We start from the raw sequence: 5,864 nt of genomic DNA, 5'->3' as shown, positions 1-5,864 counted from the left end.
GTAAGAAACAGTCTTGAGTTGTCATAATTATAACTCCTGTTTTTTTTAAATATGCGACTGCGTCGCAATCTTCTGCAAACTTAGAGAAAGGGCAAAAGCGTTAAATGTAACAAACGGGGAGGAGATGGTAAGCCTCTGACAACTAACGCTTTTGCCCTTTTAGGGCGAATTGAGTCCATCGTGATTATTCCCCAGGGTGTCGCTACGCTCTGCCCTGGGCTATGCGCTTGTTGCCCTTGCAGGGCGCCATCATAATATGGTAGCAATAGTCTTCAGTTTCTGGCATTGTGTCTTTTATTATATACTCATAAACGTAAAATATTTCGAATATATATGCATCTATATATATACATTCCGTCATCCGGACATATCCACATCCTTCATCCCCGGCAATATCCACTATTTTCCATCCGGACATATACATTCCGTCATTCGGACATGTCCACATCCTCCATCCCCGACATATTATCCGCTATCTGCTATATCGGAATATATACATTCCGTCATCCGGAAATATAACACCATTCCCACCAGCCGGCCATATAAATACAGAAACAGGAGACAAAACATCTTATCAATGTTTGTCTCCTGCTTTCTTTGTATCACGCGACTATATCCCGCGTGAATAAAATGATTTTCTTCTTATTCGCCCTTTTCCATCTGAGCTTTCAACTGAGCCAGAACGTCGATGTCACCAAGTGTTGTGGCGGCAGGCTGATTCTCAATCTTGACAGCGTCCTCTTTCTTTGCACGAGGTTTCTTGTTTGCTGCCTTTCTTTCCTCACGCTGTACATCTTCGAATGTGCGGCTGTGAGACAGGATAATGCGCTTGCTGTCCTTGTTGAACTCGATTACCTTGAACGGAAGTTCCTCACCCAGAGCGGCCTGTGTGCCATCTTCCTTGACAAGATGCTTCGGAGTGGCAAAGCCCTCTACGCCTTTTTCCAAAGAAACGACGGCACCCTTCTCCAGAAGTTCGGTTATCTTGCCCTGATGTATGCTGCCTACGGTATATGTACCCTCGAATACGTCCCAGGGATTCTCCTCAAGCTGTTTGTGACCGAGGCTCAGACGACGGTTCTCCTTGTCGATGTCGAGAACGACAACCTCAATAGGAGCGCCAACCTGTGTGAACTCTGACGGATGCTTAACCTTCTTTGTCCAAGAGAGGTCGCTGATGTGAATCAGGCCGTCAACACCTTCCTCAAGCTCTACGAATACACCGAAGTTGGTGAAGTTGCGAACCTTTGCAGTGTGCTTGCTGTCAACAGGATACTTAACCTCGATAGCCTCCCACGGATCTTCTTTCAGCTGCTTGATGCCAAGACTCATCTTGCGCTCGTCGCGGTCGAGTGTAAGGATAACAGCTTCTATCTCGTCGCCAACTTTCAAGAATTCCTGAGCCGAACGCAGATGCTGGCTCCAAGACATCTCCGAAACGTGGATAAGACCCTCGACACCGGGCTGTATTTCAACGAATGCACCGTAATCGGCAATCACTACAACCTTACCGTTTACATGGTCGCCCACTTTGAGCTCTGAACTCAATGCGTCCCATGGATGAGGAGTGAGCTGCTTCAGACCAAGAGCTATGCGCTTCTTCTCGTCGTCGAAATCGAGGATGACCACATTGATTTTCTGATCCAGATCGACCACCTTGTGGGGATCGTCAACGCGGCCCCATGACAGGTCTGTGATGTGCACGAGTCCGTCCACACCGCCGAGGTCGACAAATACACCGTACGAAGTGATGTTCTTGACTGTTCCTTCGAGAATCTGACCTTTCTCCAGCTTGGAGATGATTTCTTTCTTCTGTGCCTCGAGCTCAGCCTCGATGAGAGCTTTGTGAGAAACGACAACGTTGCGGAACTCCTGATTGATCTTTACAATCTTGAACTCCATTGTCTTTCCTACGAACTGGTCGTAGTCGCGGATCGGGTGAACGTCAATCTGGCTTCCGGGAAGGAATGCCTCGATTCCGAATACGTCAACAATCATACCGCCCTTAGTGCGGCACTTGATGTATCCCTGTATGATTTCCTCATTGTCAAGAGCAGCGTTGACACGCTCCCAGCTCTTGCTGAGACGGGCTTTCTTGTGTGACAGAATCAGCTGACCCTTCTTGTCCTCCTGATTCTCCACATACACTTCTACGATATCGCCTGCCTTCAGCTCCGGATTGTAGCGGAACTCGCTGGCGGGGATGATACCGTCGCTCTTGTAGCCAATGTTTACGATTACTTCTTTCTTGTCAACCGAAATTACGGTTCCGTCAACGACCTGATGCTCGCTGACCTTGTTTAGTGTTTCGTTGTAAGCCTTGTCAAGCTCTTCCTTGCTGACGCTTGCAACAGTGCCGTTCTCAAACTCTTCCCAATTGAAGTCGTCCAACGGCTGAACTTTGTTTGTTAAATCTGACATAAATTTGTTTAATTAATAAAGTTTGACTTTATGTTAATTGCAAAAATCGGCTGCAAAGGTACCTATTTTATATTATATTGTGACAGGTTTTGCAGCCGGAAGCATGCTTATTTACGTTTATTTAACATCCGGACGCGGTAATATCCTCCTTGCCGCCATTCATTATATCTTGATAGAAATAGCTGCTGCCATCAAAACAATGTGTGCAGACACGCTCTTTAGGCAGTCCGATGGCCTCTATCAGAGTCTCTATCTTGTTGAATTTCACACTGCTCAGCCCGAGCCTGCGTCCTATTTCCTTCACCATGCGCTTGTATTGCGGACTGTCTGTAGCCGAATACTTGTCGAGATCCTTGTCGGCATCACCTTCGAAATCCTGTATTATGCGGCGGGTGATAAGTTCAAGGTCGCTTTTGGATGCGGTGAAACCGATGAACGGACAGCCGTATACCAGAGGCGGACACGATATGCGTGCATGCACCTCCTTGGCACCATATTCGAAGAATGTGCGCACGTTGTCCCTCAGCTGCGTGCCGCGTACGATAGAGTCGTCGCAGAACACGATGCGCTGGTCTTTCAGTATGGCCGGATTGGGTATCAGCTTCATCTTTGCCACGAGGTCGCGGCGGCTCTGGTTGCCCGGTGTGAAGGAGCGCGGCCATGTAGGCGTGTATTTCAGCACGGCCCTCTTGTACGGTATTTCGTGCCCCTCGGCATATCCTATGGCTGTTCCCACGCCCGAGTCGGGCACTCCGCAGGCGCAGTCGGCTTCGGTGTCGTCCTCTTTTCCCATTACCGTGCCCGCATACTCTCGCACATATTCGGCGTTGACACCCTCGTAGTCGCTTGCAGGAAATCCGTAGTACACCCACAGGAACGAGCATATCTGGCAGTGGTTCATAGGTTTCTGCAGCACCTCCGGCCCCGTTGTCCTGAGGCGCACAATCTCTCCGGGGCCCACATCGCGCAGGCGCTTGTAGTCAAGATTGGGCAGTGCCGTGGTTTCGCTTGTGGCTGCCAATGCCCCGTCTTTCTGTCCTATCACTATAGGTGTGCGGCCCAGCGGGTCGCGTACGGCTATGATGCCGTCTTCCGTGAGTATGAGCATCGAGCACGACCCCTTTACCTTGCGGTATACGAGATTGATGCCTTCTACAAACGTGTCGCCCATGTTGATGAGCAATGCCACGAGTTCAGTAGGATTGATGTTGTTGGCGCTCATCTCGCTGAAGTGCATGCGGTTGTCCATCAGCTCCTGCGCAATCTCGCGCATGTTGTTGATTTTTGCCACCGTCACCACGGCATAGCGGCCCAGATGCGAGTTTACGAGAATAGGCTGCGGATCGGTATCGCTTATGACGCCGATACCGGCGTTGCCCGCAAACTTGTCAAGTTCGCTTTCAAAACGCGACCGGAAATAGTCGCGTTCCAGACTGTGAATGCTGCGTGTAAATCCTTTCTCCTTGTCAAACGTGACAAGTCCTGCTCTCTTTGTACCTAAATGTGAGTTATAGTCAGTGCCGTAAAACAAGTCGTTTACGCATTCTTTCACTGCTATTGTACCGAAAAAACCACCCATGTGTCTTAATATGAATTGTGTTTGAGGCTGCAAAGGTAGTGCATTTTCATGAAATATCAAGCGGCTTTATCATGAAATATGATGTATGGCCTACACTTTTTCCCTTTCATCCATAATATATGTTTCACGCCTGGTGAACATAGTTCGGGGCTGCATCATGTGTGATACAGTGTCTCCGCGGCCTTCAGGCCGGACGGATTCTGTTTCTGATGCAGCCCCGCTTCAGAGTGCCATGCGGCTCGTCGTCTTCCTTAAAGTGCCATGCAGCTTGTCACGCCCAGTGTGGTTGCGATGGCTGTGAGTACGGCTGTTATCAGCTGTATCACGAATTTCCATGTCTCGCGTTTCATGTTCTGTTCTCCTCCTTTCCGTTGCTGTTCATTTTTTTATATTCGTGTGATGCTTTAACTGCAATAATATAACAGTCTGTCATGTAGTGTAGTAGGTGCTTATGGCAGAGCGCTGTTGTTGTCCTCCTTCCGGCAGCGCTCTGCCACTAAGTGTGTACGCCCACGTCACTGCGCAATCCGTGTTAAGGCTGCGGGTCGGGTGTTGTGGTGCCGGTGTCCGCCCCGCTCTTCACGTCGTTCTTGGGCAGTTCGGCCACCTTGCAGCCGTCAAGGAACGTGCGTATACGGCGGCCGTCTGCCGAAATCTTCAGCTCGGGCTGGAAGAGTACACGCATGCCTTTGATGTTGCTCTTGACAGCAAACTCCTTCACGCTGTCTGCCCCGGTGCTGCGCAGGGCTATTTTGAACGAGCCGAAGCCGTCGAGCTTCACCTTGTGCGAGCTCTGAAGCTCGTCGCGCATTACTTCGACCAGTTCGGTAAGTACGGCCAGTACGTCGCTCTTCTTCACGGTACAGTTGCGCTGGATGCGCTCGGCAAGACTGTTGAGGGTTGCGGTCTCAGTGGTCACCGCGCGTGCATACCATTTCTTATACTGTGAACTCTCGGTGTTGTTGTTCTGATAAAGACGATAAGTAATCATAACTTTCTTTCCTCCTTTGTTTTGTTGTTGTTTTGTTCAATTTGTTGTTTAACTATCTGATGTCTTCCGGATGACACTTGCAAAGATACTTGTTTTGTACCATAAAGCCTGAAAAACGGGTGTCGGGGCGGTGTTAACGGGTGTTAAACGGAAAAATTCCCAGTCTGTAAATATTGTGCGACGCGGCACTCCGCATACATATCGTGTCGCGGCAAGTTCCAGATTCTGCAACACTATATTGCACTGCGGCACATATAGCATTACGAAAGTGCCACTTTGGGACTGCAAAACCGGCACTTCGGGACTGCGAAAGTGCCGGTTTGGAGATGCGAAACCGGCACTTTGGAATGTAATATGGTATTGTTGAGTGATGTTTTTGGCACTTCTTCACAACATGCCCTGCTGGCAGAGGAGGGGAAAAACGGGCAAGAAAGCCGGTGCAACGGATTCTCTGAGGGCTGTTGGGTAGGGTGTCCAAAACTTGTCGCTCATTTCTGAAATCATAGTCAAATAAATATATTAAGTTGGTCAACAGAATCAAACTACATTATCGTCCGGATATAGGATGAACGCGCTCTGGATGGATGCGCCTTGAAAAGGCAACGAGCACATAGCCCGGGGCAGAGCGTAGCGGCACCCCGGGAACAACACGATTGTACACACTCGCCCTGAAAGGGCAAAAGCATTAGCAATCAGATAATTACAATTTCTATATCCATATGTTTTTATGCTTTTGCCCTTGCAGGGCGCGGAGTGTCGATGTATGATTCCCGGGGTGCCGCTTCGCTCTGCCCCGGGCTATGTGCTCGTTGCCCCGTTGGGGCGCATCCATCCAGAGCGCGTTCATCCTATATCCGGACGATAATGTAGTTT

The 5,864-nt window shown here is 49.5% G+C and carries 4 protein-coding genes; all 4 read right to left on the bottom strand.

Annotation, left to right across the window (positions count from 1 at the left end):
* Positions 1 to 642: 642 nt before the first annotated feature.
* The 4 genes from rpsA to HPS55_RS13705 all read right to left on the bottom strand — a co-directional run bounded on the left by rpsA (position 643) and on the right by HPS55_RS13705 (position 4,991).
* The gene (gene rpsA / locus HPS55_RS13720) at positions 643 to 2,421 is read right to left on the bottom strand and encodes a 30S ribosomal protein S1 (RefSeq protein ID WP_172173147.1); all 1,779 of its coding nucleotides are present in this window, start codon (positions 2,419 to 2,421) and stop codon (positions 643 to 645) included.
* A 121-nt stretch (positions 2,422 to 2,542) separates the two neighbouring features.
* Positions 2,543 to 4,000, bottom strand: coding sequence for an amidophosphoribosyltransferase (locus tag HPS55_RS13715; protein ID WP_172173150.1), 1,458 nt, complete (start codon positions 3,998 to 4,000; stop codon positions 2,543 to 2,545).
* Between the two features lie 251 nt (positions 4,001 to 4,251).
* Positions 4,252 to 4,350: a smalltalk protein gene (locus HPS55_RS13710; RefSeq protein WP_172173153.1), complete on the bottom strand. Its 99-nt coding sequence runs from the start codon at positions 4,348 to 4,350 to the stop codon at positions 4,252 to 4,254.
* A 182-nt stretch (positions 4,351 to 4,532) separates the two neighbouring features.
* On the bottom strand, positions 4,533 to 4,991 hold the full coding sequence (locus HPS55_RS13705) for an HU family DNA-binding protein (protein ID WP_172173156.1): 459 nt from the start codon (positions 4,989 to 4,991) through the stop codon (positions 4,533 to 4,535).
* Positions 4,992 to 5,864 lie beyond the last annotated feature (873 nt).

Source organism: Xylanibacter rodentium (assembly GCF_013166575.1).
Taxonomy (GTDB): Bacteria; Bacteroidota; Bacteroidia; order Bacteroidales; family Bacteroidaceae; genus Prevotella; species Prevotella rodentium.
Note: the sequence above shows the minus strand (reverse complement) of the source record. Positions and strands in the feature narration are given on the sequence as shown.

Coding starts and splice junctions, on each gene's coding strand:
- rpsA (WP_172173147.1), bottom strand. CDS start 2,421: ATGTCAGATTTAACAAACAAAGTTCAGCCGTTGGACGACTTCAATTGG.
- HPS55_RS13715 (WP_172173150.1), bottom strand. CDS start 4,000: ATGGGTGGTTTTTTCGGTACAATAGCAGTGAAAGAATGCGTAAACGAC.
- HPS55_RS13710 (WP_172173153.1), bottom strand. CDS start 4,350: ATGAAACGCGAGACATGGAAATTCGTGATACAGCTGATAACAGCCGTA.
- HPS55_RS13705 (WP_172173156.1), bottom strand. CDS start 4,991: ATGATTACTTATCGTCTTTATCAGAACAACAACACCGAGAGTTCACAG.